The organism is Myroides sp. LoEW2-1 (assembly GCF_009767705.1).
GTDB lineage: Bacteria > Bacteroidota > Bacteroidia > Flavobacteriales > Flavobacteriaceae > Flavobacterium > Flavobacterium album_A.
This window is the reverse complement of record NZ_WSPP01000122.1, coordinates 1-15,313: the sequence shown is the minus strand read 5'-3', so window position 1 is coordinate 15,313 and position 15,313 is coordinate 1. Positions and strand designations below refer to the sequence as shown.

General features: G+C 31.9%; 18 protein-coding genes. 13 read left to right on the top strand and 5 right to left on the bottom strand.

Features of this window, described 5'->3' with window-relative positions; all coding sequences use genetic code 11:
- The 13 genes from GOQ24_RS08335 to arsA form a co-directional block, all read left to right on the top strand.
- A partial coding sequence (locus GOQ24_RS08335) for an alpha/beta hydrolase (protein ID WP_166520729.1) occupies positions 1-797 on the top strand: 797 nt, incomplete at its 5' end.
- Between the two features lie 32 nt (positions 798-829).
- Positions 830-1,636, top strand: a complete 807-nt coding sequence (tatC, locus tag GOQ24_RS08330) for a twin-arginine translocase subunit TatC (RefSeq protein WP_160339460.1) — start codon at positions 830-832, stop codon at positions 1,634-1,636.
- 90 nt (positions 1,637-1,726) lie between these two features.
- The gene (locus GOQ24_RS08325; protein ID WP_160339459.1) at positions 1,727-2,056 is read left to right on the top strand and encodes an ArsR/SmtB family transcription factor; all 330 of its coding nucleotides are present in this window, start codon (positions 1,727-1,729) and stop codon (positions 2,054-2,056) included.
- A gap of 62 nt (positions 2,057-2,118) precedes the next feature.
- Positions 2,119-2,571, top strand: coding sequence for a DUF6428 family protein (locus tag GOQ24_RS08320; protein WP_160339458.1), 453 nt, complete (start codon positions 2,119-2,121; stop codon positions 2,569-2,571).
- A 17-nt stretch (positions 2,572-2,588) separates the two neighbouring features.
- Positions 2,589-3,203, top strand: coding sequence for a low molecular weight phosphatase family protein (locus GOQ24_RS08315; RefSeq protein ID WP_160339457.1), 615 nt, complete (start codon positions 2,589-2,591; stop codon positions 3,201-3,203).
- Positions 3,204-3,206: 3 nt separating this feature from the next.
- Positions 3,207-4,241, top strand: a complete 1,035-nt coding sequence (gene arsB / locus GOQ24_RS08310) for an ACR3 family arsenite efflux transporter (RefSeq protein ID WP_160339456.1) — start codon at positions 3,207-3,209, stop codon at positions 4,239-4,241.
- Positions 4,242-4,253: 12 nt separating this feature from the next.
- Positions 4,254-5,342, top strand: a complete 1,089-nt coding sequence (locus GOQ24_RS08305) for an ArsO family NAD(P)H-dependent flavin-containing monooxygenase (protein ID WP_121966737.1) — start codon at positions 4,254-4,256, stop codon at positions 5,340-5,342.
- A 63-nt stretch (positions 5,343-5,405) separates the two neighbouring features.
- Positions 5,406-5,726 (top strand): ArsR/SmtB family transcription factor, encoded by a 321-nt coding sequence (locus GOQ24_RS08300; protein WP_058699355.1) that lies wholly within the window; start codon positions 5,406-5,408, stop codon positions 5,724-5,726.
- 92 nt (positions 5,727-5,818) lie between these two features.
- The gene (locus GOQ24_RS08295) at positions 5,819-6,280 is read left to right on the top strand and encodes a nitrophenyl compound nitroreductase subunit ArsF family protein (RefSeq protein WP_121966738.1); all 462 of its coding nucleotides are present in this window, start codon (positions 5,819-5,821) and stop codon (positions 6,278-6,280) included.
- Positions 6,281-6,286: 6 nt separating this feature from the next.
- Positions 6,287-6,985 (top strand): aromatic aminobenezylarsenical efflux permease ArsG family transporter, encoded by a 699-nt coding sequence (locus tag GOQ24_RS08290; protein ID WP_006266571.1) that lies wholly within the window; start codon positions 6,287-6,289, stop codon positions 6,983-6,985.
- Positions 6,986-6,995: 10 nt separating this feature from the next.
- A complete protein-coding gene (locus tag GOQ24_RS08285) occupies positions 6,996-7,238 on the top strand; it encodes a thioredoxin family protein (protein WP_006266572.1) in 243 nt (80 codons plus the stop codon).
- The gene (gene arsD / locus GOQ24_RS08280; protein ID WP_006266573.1) at positions 7,235-7,567 is read left to right on the top strand and encodes an arsenite efflux transporter metallochaperone ArsD; all 333 of its coding nucleotides are present in this window, start codon (positions 7,235-7,237) and stop codon (positions 7,565-7,567) included. Before GOQ24_RS08285 ends, arsD begins: the two co-directional genes overlap by 4 nt.
- 86 nt (positions 7,568-7,653) lie before the next feature.
- Positions 7,654-9,384: an arsenical pump-driving ATPase gene (arsA, locus tag GOQ24_RS08275; RefSeq protein ID WP_160339455.1), complete on the top strand. Its 1,731-nt coding sequence runs from the start codon at positions 7,654-7,656 to the stop codon at positions 9,382-9,384.
- 254 nt (positions 9,385-9,638) lie between these two features.
- Here the strand turns inward: arsA and GOQ24_RS08270 are convergent, their stop codons facing one another.
- The 5 genes from GOQ24_RS08270 to GOQ24_RS08250 all read right to left on the bottom strand — a co-directional run bounded on the left by GOQ24_RS08270 (position 9,639) and on the right by GOQ24_RS08250 (position 15,206).
- Positions 9,639-11,168, bottom strand: a complete 1,530-nt coding sequence (locus GOQ24_RS08270; RefSeq protein WP_006266575.1) for a SulP family inorganic anion transporter — start codon at positions 11,166-11,168, stop codon at positions 9,639-9,641.
- 489 nt (positions 11,169-11,657) lie between these two features.
- Positions 11,658-12,782, bottom strand: a complete 1,125-nt coding sequence (gene chrA / locus GOQ24_RS08265) for a chromate efflux transporter (RefSeq protein WP_006266576.1) — start codon at positions 12,780-12,782, stop codon at positions 11,658-11,660.
- Positions 12,783-13,202: 420 nt separating this feature from the next.
- Complete coding sequence (locus tag GOQ24_RS08260; RefSeq protein ID WP_016649729.1) at positions 13,203-13,640, bottom strand: carboxymuconolactone decarboxylase family protein; 438 nt, start codon at positions 13,638-13,640, stop codon at positions 13,203-13,205.
- Positions 13,641-13,698: 58 nt separating this feature from the next.
- On the bottom strand, positions 13,699-14,136 hold the full coding sequence (locus tag GOQ24_RS08255) for a GNAT family N-acetyltransferase (protein WP_016649728.1): 438 nt from the start codon (positions 14,134-14,136) through the stop codon (positions 13,699-13,701).
- A gap of 83 nt (positions 14,137-14,219) precedes the next feature.
- Complete coding sequence (locus GOQ24_RS08250) at positions 14,220-15,206, bottom strand: PLP-dependent aminotransferase family protein (protein WP_160339454.1); 987 nt, start codon at positions 15,204-15,206, stop codon at positions 14,220-14,222.
- Between the last annotated feature and the right edge of the window lie 107 nt (positions 15,207-15,313).

Sequence of the window (15,313 nt, the reverse complement as noted above, 5' to 3'; positions counted from 1 at the left end):
TGTTAAGTTTATGCTATACCATTTTATTAGCAAGTTGTGGTTATAAGAGTACAATTCAGGATGTAGTGCCTAAACATGATACTTTTAAACTAGAATCAAATCAATTAAAAGAAGAAAGAACTATTAATGTATGGACACCAAAAAATTATGAGAGTACTCAGGATTCTTTGCCCGTAATCTATATGGCTGATGGAGGAATAGGAGAGGATTTTCCTCATATCGCATCTACCATAGAAGAGCTTATAAATGAGCAAAAAATTCCTGCTGTAATCTTAGTTGGAATTGAAAATACACAAAGAAGAAGAGATTTGACAGGATTTGCAACTGTTGCAAAAGATAAAGAAATTGCACCCGAGGTAGGAGGTTCTAATCAGTTTAGAGCCTTTATTAAAGAAGAGTTATTTAAGGAAATCGATAAAAGATATAGAACCAAAGAAGAAAAAACGATATTAGGAGAATCTGCTTCAGGTTTGTTTGTGATGGAAACCTTTTTTGTTGAACCCGCCATGTTTGCAAACTATATCGCCTTTGACCCTTCATTATGGTGGAATAATCATTATTTAGTTAGAACCGCAAAAGCTAGTTTAGATCAAAATAGTTCGGTAAAAAGAAAGCTTTGGTTTGCAGGATCGAATGCTGCTGATATTTCTCCCTATACAAATAAGTTAGCTACTATTTTAGCAGAAAATGAAAATAAAAATTTAGTGTGGCACTATGTAGATGAGCCAAATGAAGGACATACAACTATATTTAGAGCAACTAAAAAACAAGCCCTAATTTGGATATTAAATAATTAAAATAGCAGTAGTTTAGCATTTTATAATAAGATATGGATAGAGGTATTAAGAAAAAGACATTTTTAAATTTTGTTGGACTTTTAAGAAGTTTTTTAATCAAGTGTTTTATTGGGATTGTTTTATGTAGTAGCATAGAGTTTTTATATACTAATTTTATTTTTGAGCAAATATTATTTGCTCCTAAAAATCCTAATTTTCCTATTTATATTTGGCATCGTTCTTTGATAGATTTTTTTAATTTGAGTTCATCATTGTATATGGAAGGGATTGATTTTGATATTCAAAATCGAAAAATGGATGGTCAGTTAATGATTATGATTTGGACTAGTTTTACCTTTGGACTAATAGCTTCATTTCCTTGGATTTTGTATCAAGTTTGGAAATTTGTACAACCTAAATTATATAATAGTAAGACAAGATACAGTGTTGTATTTGTAACAATCACAAGTCTTTTATTTTTTATAGGTGTCTTGTTTGGATATTTTATTATAGTTCCTTTATCTATTCATTTTTTTATGAATATAGAGATTAGTAGTATTGTTGCCAATCAAATCGATCTTACCTCATATATTTCTCTTGTTAGAACCACCATACTAGCATCAGGTATTGTGTTTGTTTTGCCAGTTGTCATTCTAGTATTATACAAGATGGGAATTTTATCAACAGATACACTCAAAGGTTATCGCAGATATGCTTATGTTTTGATTTTAGTTGCATCAGCAATTATTACACCTCCAGATGTATTGAGTCAAGTTATTTTGGTTATACCATTAGTTTTATTGTATGAAGTGAGTATTTTCTTTTCAAAGTTTATGAAGTCTAATCACATTACAGAATAATATATTATCGTATTTGCTATCAATATTAATTAAACTTGCACAGTTTAAAAATACATCGTAATATTGCGATGTATTTTTAAGTATAAAACAATGGGAGTAACAAAATCAGAATTATTTAGTGATAAAAAGAATAGATTATCGCTTATGTTTAAGGTTTTAGGGCATCCAGCAAGACTTGCTATTCTTCAGTATATTATCAATCAAGATGCTTGTATTTGCAATGATTTGGTAGAAGAACTTGGATTGGCTCAAGCGACTATTTCACAGCACTTAAAAGAGCTTAAGAATAGTGGACTTATCAAAGGGACAATTGAGGGTAAATCCGTTTGTTATTGTATTGACGATGTAGTATGGAATGAATTTTTCAAGGAGTTTGAATTGTTCTTCGCTCAAAAAATAGCATCAAACGATTGCTGTTAATATTTTTTAATCCATATCATCGTAATATTGCGATTATGAAATAAATTTAAAACAAATAAAATATGAAATTATCAGAAGTAAAAGCCGTTTTAGAAAATTTAGACCGAGTAGATTTTCAATTTGAAGATGGAACGTTTGTCGCAGAGCATTTCCATGTAACAGAAGTAGGTCAAGTAACAAAAAAGTTTATTGACTGTGGGGGAACAATTAGAGAAGAGGTAAAGGTAAGCTTTCAATTGTGGAATGCAGATGATTATGAGCATCGTTTAAAAGCAGGTAAATTACTTAATATTATTCGATTGTCAGAAACAAAATTAGGTATTGTTGATGCAGAGATTGAAGTAGAAGTTCAAGGGAAAGAAACAATAGGAAAGTATTTCTTAGAATTTAATGGAACTCACTTTCTATTAAAAAACACATTGACTGCTTGTTTAGCTGAAGATGCTTGTGGGATTACACCAAGTAATCAGGTAGCTCCAACTAGTTGTTGCGATCCTAACTCTGGATGTTGTTAATCTTAAAAAAGTAAAAGATGTATAAAACATTATCAACTACAATTAGCACTATACTTGAATCACAAATGATAAGTGATAGTAGAAAAGAAGTTTTGGCTCCTTTGGTGGCTTATATTCAATCTAAGGTTGATTCAAAATCTCCAATTCGAATCAATTTTATCTGTACACATAATTCAAGAAGAAGTCATTTGACTCAGATTTGGATGCAAGTAGCGGCTAGTTACTATGGCATTGCAAATGTTACTTGTTATTCAGGAGGAACCGAGCAAACAGCTATGTATCCAATGGTTGCTACAGTTCTGAAAGAACAAGGACTTGATGTATTTAAAATTGCAGAAGCAGAGAATCCTATTTATGCTATAAAGTACGGTGATAATGAAGTTCCTATTATTGGTTTTTCTAAGAAGTACGATGCTGCTTTTAATCCAAATAGCGATTTTGCAGCGGTAATGACTTGTTCACAGGCTGATGGAGGTTGTCCTTTTATAGCAGGTGCTGAGCGAAGAATCCCTATTACATTCGAGGATCCTAAGGCATTTGATGGAACAGAAAACCAGCAAGCAGGATATTTTAATCGAAGCCTTGAAATTGCAAATGAAATGTTTTACATCGTATCACAAATTAAAAAATAAGTCATGCAAGTTAGAATGAAATTTTTAGATCGATACCTGACTCTTTGGATTTTCTTGGCTATGGGAATTGGTGTTTTGATAGGTAATGTATTTCCAAGTGTTTCTAATGTGATGGATAAACTGTCTATTGGAACGACCAATATTCCATTGGCTATAGGGCTAATCATCATGATGTATCCTCCACTTGCTAAGGTGGATTATAATCTATTGCCCATGGCTTTTAAGGATAAGAAAGTACTGAGCTTATCTCTTTTCTTAAATTGGATTGTAGGACCTGTTTTAATGTTTGTTTTAGCCATTATTTTCATGCGTGATGAACCAGATTATATGGTTGGTTTGATTCTTATTGGTTTAGCAAGATGTATCGCTATGGTGATTGTATGGAATGATTTAGCAAAGGGAAATAGAGAATATGCTGCCTTACTGATTGCATTAAATAGTGTTTTTCAAGTACTGTTTTATAGCTTCTTTGTTTGGCTTTTTATCAATGTATTACCTTCTTATTTTGGGTTTGCCGATTATGCTATTTCAATTAAGATGAGCGATGTTGTACAAAGTGTGCTTATTTATTTAGGAATTCCATTTTTGGCAGGTTTTTTAAGTCATAAGTACCTAATTAAACTAAAAGGAGAAGATTGGTTTACGCGTAAGTTTATCCCTTTTATATCACCCTTTACTTTATATGCTTTACTGTTTACCATTGTGCTTATGTTTAGCTTAAAAGGAGAACAAATTGTTCAGTTACCTATGCAGGTAGTTAAGGTTGCTATTCCACTTGTTATCTATTTTGTATTGATGTTCTTTGTTAGTTTCTTTTTAAACAAGTCAATGAATGTGGATTATGATAAAAATGCTGCTATTTCTTTTACTGCCTCAGGTAATAATTTTGAATTAGCGATTGCTGTTGCAATTGCTGTATTTGGGATACATTCTCCTCAAGCTTTTGTAGGAGTTATCGGACCTTTAGTTGAAGTTCCTGTACTGATTCTACTTGTACGAGTAAGTTTATGGATGAAAAAGAAGTATTATTCAAAGTAAAATATAGCCTTTATGGAAAGTTTTGTAAATGATAATAAAGTTGATCAAAATGAGTATGATTTAATCCTTATTGGTGGTGGTCAAAGTGCTTTGGCTTGTGGGTTTTATTTAAGAAGAACACAAATAAAGTATTTGATTTTAGACCAGCAAGCTCAACCAGGAGGAGCTTGGATTCACGGATGGGATTCCTTGTCTTTGTTTTCTCCTGCTGAGTTTAGCTCTTTACCAGGCTTTATGTTTCCTAAATCAGAAAACTATTACCCTGTTCGAGACGAGGTTATTTCCTACATGGATGATTATCAGTCTAAATATGAACTCCCTGTAAAAAGATCTGTTCAGGTTATAGCAGTTTTAAAACAGGAGGGAGGATTTACTTTAAAAACTTCGATTGGCGATTTTAAAGCAAAAGCAGTAATATCTGCTACAGGAACATGGGCGAGTCCTTTTGTTCCTGTCTTTAAAGGTTTAAATCAGTTTAGAAATGAACAATTACATTCTGCCTATTATAAAAATGCTTTAGATTTTATAGGAAAAAAAGTATTGGTGATTGGTGGAGGTAATTCTGGAGCTCAAATATTAGCAGAAGTTTCAAAGTATACGGCTGTTACTTGGTCAACAATAGGAGTACCAGCTTTTTTGCCTGACGATGTTGATGGTAGAGTTCTTTTCGATGTGGCAACGCAAAAATATAATGAGCAAAAGGCGGGCAATGATCAGGTACAAGCAAAATATAATGTAAGAAGTATTGTTATGGTTCCCCCTGTTGTGGATGCTAGAGCTAGAGGTGTTTTAAATAGCAAAGGAGAGATTGAACGTTTTACAGAAACTAGTGTTGTCTGGAAAAGTGGAGAAGAAGAAAATTTTGATGTTGTTATTTGGTGCACAGGATTTAAACCTGCATTAAAACATTTAGAACCTTTGGGGATACTTCAACCAGATGGCAGAGTGAATACCAATGGTAACAGCAAAGTTGAAGGAATTAATGGTTTGTGGCTTGTAGGGTATGGTGATTGGACTGGTTTTGCTTCTGCAACATTGATTGGAGTTGGTAGGTCTGCTAGGAGTACAGTGGAAGAAGTTGTAGATTTTTTAAAGTTGTAAGAACAACTTTAGATAAATTGTTCGTATATTTACGAACAGATTAATTTGAAAAAGGATAAGGGTATGTTGAAAAGAGACTTAACAGAAAAACAAGTAGAGATAGCAAGAATAACGAAGGCTTTATCTCATCCTATACGAGTAGCTATTTTAGAGATGCTTGCTTCTCAGGAATGTTGTTTTCATGGAGATATGTCAGAGGTATTACCTGTAGCAAAAAGTACATTGTCTCAACATTTAAAAGAATTAAGAGAGGCTGGCTTGATTCAAGGAACGATTAATTTACCTACAGTAAAGTATTGTATTAATAAAGAGAATTGGCAAATTGCTAAGCAACTATTAAACGAATTTTTTGAGGATATTAAAAAGCCTTCTGAGTGCTCATAAAAAAATTTACCTTTAATGTTCGTAGTTTTACGAATTACGAACATTAAGAATTAGTAAAAATAAAAATTTAAATAACATCAAAATTACTATTTATGAAAACAACCTTTTTAAGCCTTATTTGTGTATTGGCTTTAGTTACTAGTTCATGTTCAAACAATAAAAAAACACAAGAACAAGATGCCTTAGTTGAGTCGAGCTTGGAAGTATTAGATCAAGAGCAACTCTTACAGGAAAAATCGGATAATACAATGGTCTATGTTTATTATTTCCATGGAAAGCAACGTTGTAAAACTTGTTTAGCAGTTGGAGATTTAACTAAGAAAACTGTAGAAGGGGCTTTTGCTAGTAATGAGTTAGTGAAGTTTATTGAAGTCGATACAAGTGAAAAGCAGTATAGTGATTTAATAGAGAAGTATGAAGTGACTTGGAATGCACTTATTATAGCCAAAGGCGATGATTCAATTAATCTAACAGAAGATGCTTTTGCAACAGCGCTAACAACACCAAAGGTATTAGAAGAGCTTATAGTTGAACAAGTTAATAAAAAACTTTAATGTTAGATGGAATTACTACAACAATTAGTAGACAGTTCTGATATTCCAATAGTAACTGCGTTTTTGTTGGGACTGATGACAGCTATTAGTCCTTGTCCTTTGGCGACTAATATCACAGCCACAGCTTATTTAAGTAAAGATATTACAGTTAAGCGTAAAGTATTATTTAATGGACTGTTTTACACCTTAGGTCGTGCATTTACTTATACTGTATTAGGTGTTATTTTCTATTTTGGAGCAAGTAAGTTTCAAGTAGCAAAACTATTGCAAAATGTAAGTGGTGTTTATTTGGGGATTGGATTAATCCTTATCGGTATTTTAATGCTTGATATTATTAAATTAAATATACCAGGAGTAGGATCACTAAGTCAGAAGGTAAATCAAAAGAACTTTAAGAAGAATTACTTCAATGCTTTTTTACTTGGTGTTTTATTTGCTTTAGCGTTTTGTCCTTACAGTGGAGTATTGTTTTTTGGAGTGATGATTCCTTTAATTATGGCGAGTGCTTCAGGATTATTATTAGCACCAGTTTTTGCTTTAGCAACGGGGTTACCTGTAATCATCATAGCTTTTTTACTTGCTTACAGTATATCTAATGTAGGGCATTTTTACAATAAGATGAAGAGTTTTGAAATATGGTTCAGACGTATTATATCTGCTGTTTTTATTGTTGTAGGTGTTTATTATATATATGTGAATTTATAAAAAAATAGATATGGAAATAATAGTTTTAGGTACAGGTTGTGCCAAGTGTAAGGTAACTTTAGAAACCGTAGAATCTGTAGTAAAAGAAGTAGGTTCTGATATCAAAGTTACAAAGCAGGATGATATCATAGAGATTGTAAAATATAACATTATGTCTTTACCTGCTTTGGTAATTAATGGAGAAGTTACTGTTAAGGGGTATGTTCCATCAAAAGAAGAAGTAAAAGAATTAATTAAAAAACATCAGATATGAAAAATGAAGTAAAGATTTACGATCCAGCTTTATGTTGTCCAACAGGGCTTTGTGGGGTTAATATTGATCCTGAATTAATGCGTATTGCTGTTGTAATAGAAAGCTTAAAGAAAAAAGGCATTTTAATTGAGCGGTTTAATTTACGTGACAATCCTCAAGTTTATGTAGATACTAAAGTAGTTAATGACTTTATCCAAAAAGAGTCTATCGATAATTTTCCTATTACTACCTTAAATGGAGTAATTGTTCTTACCAAATCATATCCAAGTAATAAGCAAATTTCAGAATGGCTTGAAGTGTCAGAATCTGATTTGATTGTTACAAAATAATCTAACCCAATTTTCAATTTCAGTTTAGTTCGGCATACCTAATTGTATGTCGAACAGGAATTGTATTGAATAAAAAAATAGTAGTTATGAGTAATTTTAAACTATATAATCCCTCTAATGAAGGATTTACAAAATATATTTTCTTTACAGGTAAAGGAGGAGTAGGAAAAACATCAATAGCATGTGCTACTTCCTTAAACTTGGCAGACAGTGGGAAAAATATATTACTTATTAGTACAGACCCTGCATCAAATTTGCAGGATGTATTTGATATACCTTTGAGCAATAAAGTGACTAAGTTAAAAGATATTCCCACTCTTTCTATTTTGAATTTAAACCCAGAGCAAGCAGCTTTAGAATATAAAGAATCCATAATAGGACCTTATCGAGGAAAGTTACCAGAGGCTGTTTTATTTAATATGGAAGAGCAACTATCAGGATCATGTACAGTGGAGATTGCTGCTTTCAATGAATTTGCAGATGTAATTACAAATAAAGAGAAACACGATTTATATGACCATATTGTGTTTGATACAGCACCAACTGGACATACACTTAGAATGTTACAACTACCAGCAGCATGGAATACCTTTATTGATGAAAATACAACAGGTGTTTCTTGTCTTGGGCAATTGTCGGGATTAGGTGATCGTAAAGTAGTATATGAGCAGGCAGTGAAAACATTGAGTGATAAAAATAATACAATTTTATTTTTGGTAAGTCGTCCAGATGAAACACCATTAAAAGAAGTTGAGCGTTCATATAAGGAGTTACTTGATTTAGATATACAATCTCAGCGTTTAATTATCAATGGAGTGCTAGAGAATTTTGATCAGAATGATTCTATTTCAAGTAAGTTGTATAAACGCCAGCAAAATGCTTTAGAAAATAGAACTAAAAAGCTTCTTGATATTCCAACCTATTATGTTCCATTAAGATCGTATAATATGACTGGAATTGATAATATTAGAAATATGCTTATTTCTAATACAAGTGCAATTTTGACTGAAAATAGCTTAGACAAAAACGAGTTACAAGATATTGATGTATTGATAGAAGACCTTTTTATATCTAAGAAAAAAGTGGTTTTCACGATGGGTAAAGGAGGTGTAGGGAAAACAACAATAGCTGCTCGAATCGCTAGAGGACTGGTTAAAAAAGGAGTTAAGGTTCACCTAAGTACAACAGATCCAGCCAATCACTTAGAGTATGTAAATACAAAGGTAGAAGGGCTTACTGTTAGTCATATTGATGAGAAGAAGGTGTTAGAAGCCTATAAGGAGAAAGTTTTAGCTAAGGCAAGACTAACTATGGGAAACAGTGATTTAAGTTATATTGAGGAAGATTTACGCTCTCCTTGTACACAGGAAATAGCTGTTTTTAACGCTTTTGCTGAGATTGTAGCTATAGCAGATCATGAAGTAATTGTTATCGATACAGCACCAACAGGTCATACTTTATTGTTATTAGATTCAACTCAAAGTTATCACAAAGAAGTAGAGCGTACACAAGGAGATATTAGCGAGGCTGTTCAGAATTTATTACCACGTTTAAGAAATGAACAAGAAACAGAAGTAGTTATTGTTACGTTACCAGAAACAACACCTGTATTTGAAGCACAACGCTTACAAGAAGATCTTGCAAGAGCAGGTATACACAATAAATGGTGGGTAATAAACTCAAGTTTATATCTCACAGATACAACAAGTACTTTTTTAAAAGATAAAGCAAAAACGGAAGTACAATGGATTAATAAAGTCAATGAACTTTCTAAAGGTAATTTTGTTGTAATACCTTGGATGGAAAAGGTTGAATAAAGAAGTACTTTTTAAAAACATCACACTGAATTAGAATGATATACTAATTTAAGTGTGATGCTTTTGTTGGTCTCAGATTATAATTAAAACTATACGTTAAAGTAAATTTAGTTTCCAAAATCTTTTGGGATTTATAGCCTTGTGTAACAGAAAATAAAACTCAATAAGGAAAGTTTAGTTATATTCTTTTAAATTTAACTATTTGGCTTGTATTTGTTTTTTATACATGAGATATAGTATGCTCTAGTAAAATATTAGGAATTGTATTGCTTATAGTCGGTATCGAGGATACTTATATCAACAACTCCTTGTGCATTTTTGATTAATCTTCTACAGGATAAACTTAAATGTTTTAAATGAACTTGTTTATTAGCTTTAGCATATTTTTCAGTAAGTTTATTAATTGTTTCTATTGCAGACATATCTGTAATTCGACTTTCCTTGAAATCAATAATAATCTGATCAGGATCATTCTCTATATCAAATTTTTCAAGAAATATTGTAGTTGAACCAAAAAATAAAGGTCCATATATTTCATAATGTTTTATTCCATTTTTATCGATATATTTTCTAGCTCTTATTCGTTTAGCGCTTTCCCACGCAAAAACAAGAGCAGAAACAATAACTCCTATTAATACAGCTAATGCTAAATTATGCAATATAACTGTTATACTCGCTACTAGGATAATAACAAAGATATCGTGGCGAGGCATTTTATTTATTATTTTAAAACTAGCCCATTCAAAAGTTCCAATGGCTACCATCATCATTACTCCAACTAATGCAGCCATAGGTATTTGCTCAATTACAGGACCTGCAACTAAAATTATTAATAGTATAGAACATGCTCCTACAAGAGCAGAGAGTCTTGTTCTTCCCCCAGCACCTATATTTACTAGGGATTGTGCAACCATAGCACAACCTCCCATACCACCAAAAAATCCATTCGTAATATTAGCAATACCTTGGGCAGTTGCTTCTCTATTTGAATGTCCTCTTGTATTCGTAATTTCATCAACCATATTAAGTGTAAGTAAACTCTCAATAAGCCCAACTCCTGCCATAACAATAGAGTAAGGGAATATGATTTTTAAAGTTTCAAAGGTAAAGGGAATATTTGGAATATGGAAAGTAGGTAAGGAGCCTCCTACAGAGGCAATATCAATTACTTTTTTAGTATCAATATTAAAAAAGTAAACAAGTGCAAAAACAACAATAATAGCTGCAAGAGAAGATGGTATTACTTTTGTTACTTTAGGAAGTAAAATTACTATTGTAATTGTAAGTAAAGTTAATCCAATCATAAGATATAAGGCTGAACCTTCTAACCAATTTTCAACTCCATTTGTAGTAATTTTAAATTGAACAATTTGTGACATAAAAATGATAATTGCTAATCCATTTAAAAATCCATACATTACAGAGGAAGGAATTAACCGAATGTATTTACCGAGTTTTAATACTCCCACAAGTAGTTGTAAAAGTCCTGCTAATACAACAGCAGCAAAGAGGTATTCTGTTCCATAACTAGCTGCAAGAGCAATAAGTACTACAACAGTTGCTCCAGCTCCTCCTGAGACCATACCAGGCCTTCCTCCTAATATTGCTGTTACAAGTCCCATTAAAAAAGCAGCATATAAACCTGTCAATGGTGATAGACCTGCTAGTATAGCAAAAGATAAGGATTCAGGTATCATAGTCATAGATACCGCTAAACCAGCCAATATCTCATTTTTGTAATTGATTGGTTGACTAAAATCAAATAAATTGATTAGTTGCTTCATAGAAAAAAAATTAAATAAGTATGACGCTTTGTAATTTTAATTACAAGCAATAATAGATATGATATATGTACTTTTATAAGTATATATAAGATAAGTCCATGACAAAAGTGCCAAAGGAAATAATTGGATAAAAAAAACTATTAGCCTAAGATCAAGGCGGAGTAATTTGAGAAGATATTTTTACTGTTTTTTTCATAAGTTACAAAGTTATTGCTTTTTTATTGTATTCTGAAGACTTTTTTAATTTTTATTTGATAGTATGAAAATTCTCAAGATATTTCTGCATAGCATCGCGGCAGTGTCTAATGGATTTAAACAAATATTTTACAAACAAGTAACTGAATAATTTTTTTTAGTAGAAATCATCATCAATAGCTTAAGAGAAACTACTTTAATCAACAGTATTTGATGAAATAGATATACATTAAGCTATTTAATTATGTAAGTTTATGATTATAAGATTTTTAATAAAGTTATTTATTATTTTGATTAGTAGAGTATATACCCCAACAAAGCTCCTACTAAAACAATAAAAGCACTATTTACTTTTTTAAATTTAAAAACGAGTATACCACTAAGTAGGGTAATAACAAGGGTTTGCCAGTTGAGCAACACATCTCGTGTCATCGTTATACAAACAGCGACAATCAAGGCGACAGAGGCAACATTCACCGCATCTAAAAAGACAGATAATCCTTTTGAGTTGCGAAGTTTTTTCATCAATGGGTTTAGTAAGGCTACTAGAATAAAGGATGGTAAAAAAATTGCAACAGTTGAAAGAATTGCTCCAGATAAACCATTAATTTGAAAACCAATAAAAGTAACGGAAGAGAAAACAGGTCCTGGTGTGAATTGCCCTACAGCAATTGCATCCATTAGTTGTTCCCTTGTTAGTAATCCTGTTTGTACTAGTTCTGTATCTAAAAAGGCAAATAGCACATAACCACTACCATAAAGTATAGCACCTATTTTTAGAAAAATCCAAAATAACTGTCGATTGGTTGTAGTGAAAAACGTACTTTGTATGCTAAGTAAGAGTGGCAATGCAATCAAGCTTTGTAAGGTATTTTGCTTTCTCGTATTGATATAAAACAGGGCATAGGCTAAAAATCCAGCCCCAAACAATAAAAAGATTTCGCTACCCCCCAGTAAAGAAGCTACCAAGACGATTAGTCCTAAAAAGGCTAAAAAGGAGGAGGTAATCGATTTTTTAGCTAGTGGAAAAACGGCTCCAAGCATAATGACTATAATTGCTGGTTTAATTCCGTATATAAAAGGTTGTACATGGGGTAATTGTCCATATAATTTATAAAAGTAGGCGAGCGCACCTGTTAGCAAAATAGCAGGAAGAATAAAACACAGCCCTGCAATTATAAGGCCTTTCCATCCCCCTTTGTCATAGCCAATATGAATAGCCATTTCTGTACTGTTAGGACCAGGGATTAAATTGGTGGCTCCCAGTAGATCTAAGAAATGTTGTTCATCCATCCATTTTCTTTGTACAACTACTTCCTCTCTCATCATCGCAATATGCGCTGCAGGACCTCCAAAACCAATAATTCCCAGTTTTGTAAAGACTTTGGCTATTTCTTTTAGGCTTACTTTTTCTGACATTTTGCTTCCTATTTTTAGTTTTTATTGCAATTGATGTGTTCAACATTATTGTGTAATAGGAACAGGGGGTAAAACTAATGATAATTAGATATTCAAAGGTTACCTAAATGTAAACAAAATGAGGATTAAACCTTTTTTCAATAATCTTAATATCCAACATTATCAAATAAATCTTATATTTTTCTAATATTCTAATTGAAGCAAGGTTCTTTATTTTTACAAGAGAGAAAATCTCTTTTATATCTAATTCGTTAAAAACATAATCTATTGCTTTCGGATCGCATTCTGTAATATCGACTCACCTAAATAAAAAGTAGCTCTCTAAGTTAATTTACTTTTGCTGTTTTATGTCTAATTCGATTTTATTGATACTTGTATGTTTATTGAGTTTAAATAAGCTAATCTTTCTTATCATCTTGATTAATCTATTGGTTTATGTGTACTAACAGCGACTCTGTTCCATGCATTAATAGTAATGATAGCCATAATAATGAACCCTATGTATTCTTCGTTGAATAACTTTGTAGCCATTTCATAAGTCTCTTCTGTTAAACCACGCTCACTAATTAGAGTAATTTCCTCTGTCATAGCTAAAATAGTACGTTCTTCTTCTGTGAATAGTTCCGTTTCTCTCCAAGCATTTAGTAAGAAAATTCGTTGAGCAGTTTCTCCTTGATTCATAGCGTCACGTGTATGTAAATTAAGGCAATACGCGCAACCATTAATTTGAGATGCTCTAATCTTTATTAATTCAAGATGAGTTTTGTCTAAATCTGAATTCTGAACAAAACTGTCAAGTGCAATAATTCTTTTATAACCACTTGATACTACATTTGATAAGTCAATACGTTTTTTCATTTGTCAATTTTTTTAAGTATTAGAAGGATATAAGTTACAAATAAAACTATAGAATAGATTATTTTAAATAAGTATGTAAGTGAACTGCAGATAGTTCGAAGTGATTTTTAAAGTATAATTTCTGTGCAGTGTGATTGTCAAAACCAGTATCTAATACTACAGCATCCATAGACTCGGATTCAGCTATAGATCTTATGTGGGCTAATAGTTTACCTCCAAATCCTTTTCCTCTATAGCTTTCTACAGTACATAAATCATCGATATAAATAATATATCCACTATGTAACGTGGTCATTTTTCTATAACCAATAAAAGCAACAATATTTTCTTTGTCGTAGATACCTTTTAATGCATATTTTTCATTTTTAAGCATTTCATTAATTGTAATAAGCCAAGTATCTTTGTTTAAATGTGGTCTTAAGATTAAAGCAACAGCTAAACATTTTTGAATCTCTGATGCTGTTTCAATAGCTTTAATTTCAAATGTATTTTCCATATTTTAATATTTTTGGTAAAATTAAAACAGAGTCAAATAAGCTCAACATGCCAGATTATTAATAATAGGTAGCCCAGTGAATTTTAATACATTACTTTTTTTAGAATAGCACAAGCCTCTATCATTTCTTTTTCGTCTAATGATGCAAATCCCATACGAATGCCATTAGTTGAAAATACCTCATTCTTGTAAAACAAGCCATTGTCTAGATATAAACCTTGTTTTAATGCATTGTGAGATAGTTGTATTAGATCTATCTCTGGATTAAAAATAGCCCAAATAGCTAATCCACCTTCGGGAACTTTAAAGGTAATTTGATTAGCGAAATTAGTATCTAATAAAGAACAGAATGTATCGCGTCTTTCCTTATAGGTCTTAAGTGCTTTTCTGTTGTATCTATTCATTTCTCCTTGCTTAAAAAGGGAGGCAAATGCCTCCTCTAAGGTTGTATCGCCTTGTCTATCGATTAGTTCTCTTAAGGCGGTGGCTGCATATATAAAGTTAGCTGGGCCAGTCATAAAACCAATTCTTAGAGCAGGGGCAAAGGTCTTAGTAATTGACCCAAGATATATTACATTTTGATTGTGATCTATACTTGCTAAAGGTAAATAAGGTTTATTAGCATAGTGGAAATCAAAGTCATAATCATCTTCTATAATTGCAAATTGATGTTCTTTGGCCAATTTTAAAAACTTTAATCTGCGTTCCATACTTAGTGTAACTGTAGTAGGGCTATGATGATGTGGAATGATATAGATAGCTTTTATTTTTTGTTTTTTTAATTTGTTTTCGAGATAGTCTACATCCATCCCATTGTGATCTATAGGTATCCTTAAAAGGTTAGCACCTGCTTGTTTAAAAATCTGATCTGCTGTAGGATAGTTAGACATACCTACGGCAATAGTATCTCCTGGATCTAAAAGTAATTGAGCGGATAAATAGATCCCCATTTGACTACCCTTTGTGATTAGTAAATCATTGATAGAGGCATTTAAGCCTCGAGTGGTAGAGAGATAATTAGACAATGCCTCCCTTAGATTTTCTGAACCTTGAGGACTTCCATATTTCAAATAATTACTGTAAATCGTCAGCAAAAAGTGGACAATTAAGATACTATAAATAAGATAGTGTTTTCAAAAAATGATAACTTTATAATTATGGGAAGAGTCAGTAAGAA

Excerpts from the sequence above, each read along its gene's own strand:
- tatC (WP_160339460.1), top strand. The coding sequence starts at position 830 with ATGGATAGAGGTATTAAGAAAAAGACATTTTTAAATTTTGTTGGACTT.
- GOQ24_RS08325 (WP_160339459.1), top strand. The coding sequence starts at position 1,727 with ATGGGAGTAACAAAATCAGAATTATTTAGTGATAAAAAGAATAGATTA.
- GOQ24_RS08320 (WP_160339458.1), top strand. The coding sequence starts at position 2,119 with ATGAAATTATCAGAAGTAAAAGCCGTTTTAGAAAATTTAGACCGAGTA.
- GOQ24_RS08315 (WP_160339457.1), top strand. The coding sequence starts at position 2,589 with ATGTATAAAACATTATCAACTACAATTAGCACTATACTTGAATCACAA.
- arsB (WP_160339456.1), top strand. The coding sequence starts at position 3,207 with ATGCAAGTTAGAATGAAATTTTTAGATCGATACCTGACTCTTTGGATT.
- GOQ24_RS08305 (WP_121966737.1), top strand. The coding sequence starts at position 4,254 with ATGGAAAGTTTTGTAAATGATAATAAAGTTGATCAAAATGAGTATGAT.
- GOQ24_RS08300 (WP_058699355.1), top strand. The coding sequence starts at position 5,406 with ATGTTGAAAAGAGACTTAACAGAAAAACAAGTAGAGATAGCAAGAATA.
- GOQ24_RS08295 (WP_121966738.1), top strand. The coding sequence starts at position 5,819 with ATGAAAACAACCTTTTTAAGCCTTATTTGTGTATTGGCTTTAGTTACT.
- GOQ24_RS08290 (WP_006266571.1), top strand. The coding sequence starts at position 6,287 with ATGGAATTACTACAACAATTAGTAGACAGTTCTGATATTCCAATAGTA.
- GOQ24_RS08285 (WP_006266572.1), top strand. The coding sequence starts at position 6,996 with ATGGAAATAATAGTTTTAGGTACAGGTTGTGCCAAGTGTAAGGTAACT.
- arsD (WP_006266573.1), top strand. The coding sequence starts at position 7,235 with ATGAAAAATGAAGTAAAGATTTACGATCCAGCTTTATGTTGTCCAACA.
- arsA (WP_160339455.1), top strand. The coding sequence starts at position 7,654 with ATGAGTAATTTTAAACTATATAATCCCTCTAATGAAGGATTTACAAAA.
- GOQ24_RS08270 (WP_006266575.1), bottom strand. The coding sequence starts at position 11,168 with ATGAAGCAACTAATCAATTTATTTGATTTTAGTCAACCAATCAATTAC.
- chrA (WP_006266576.1), bottom strand. The coding sequence starts at position 12,782 with ATGTCAGAAAAAGTAAGCCTAAAAGAAATAGCCAAAGTCTTTACAAAA.
- GOQ24_RS08260 (WP_016649729.1), bottom strand. The coding sequence starts at position 13,640 with ATGAAAAAACGTATTGACTTATCAAATGTAGTATCAAGTGGTTATAAA.
- GOQ24_RS08255 (WP_016649728.1), bottom strand. The coding sequence starts at position 14,136 with ATGGAAAATACATTTGAAATTAAAGCTATTGAAACAGCATCAGAGATT.